The 548-nt window shown below is 38.3% G+C and carries 1 protein-coding gene; it reads left to right on the top strand.

The features are described from left to right. Positions 1 to 152: 152 nt before the first annotated feature. Positions 153 to 548: alkaline phosphatase (locus AC3G7N_RS22260; RefSeq protein WP_489424286.1), on the top strand; the 396-nt coding region annotated here is incomplete at its 3' end.

Genomic DNA, 548 nt, shown 5'->3' with positions numbered 1-548 from the left:
ATACGTTTCTACTAGTTTTCCGCAACAAATCCAGCGCGTTTACACTCTATTTACAAACTTTACAAAATTCGCTACAAAACTACTATTTTTAAAAATAGCTTCCTAATCTACTATATTAGGTGAAGACATTAAAAATTCCAAGGAGGATGGACATGAGAAAAAAAACATGGATTTTCGTAGCAGTCTTTATGTTAGTTGCAGCCAGTGTGATTGGAATCAGCACGACAAATTCTAGTGCTGACAGTGGTAAGCACAAAGGCAAAGGTAATAACGGAAAAGTTAAGAATGTTATTGTCATGATCGGTGATGGTATGGGACCAGCTTATACAACTGCCTATCGGTACATGAAAGACGATCCATCTACAACAAAAATGGAAAAAACAGTTTTTGATAAACATTTTGTTGGCATGGCCAAAACGTATCCGGAAGACCCCAAGGAGAATGTTACAGATTCAGCGGCGGCAGCAACCTCGATGGCCGCAGCAATTAAAACATATAACGGCGCAATTTCAGTAGATAATGATAAAGAACCTGTAGGAACAGTCCTT

Source organism: Virgibacillus carmonensis (assembly GCF_057836705.1).
This window is presented reverse-complemented; position numbering and strand designations above follow the sequence as displayed.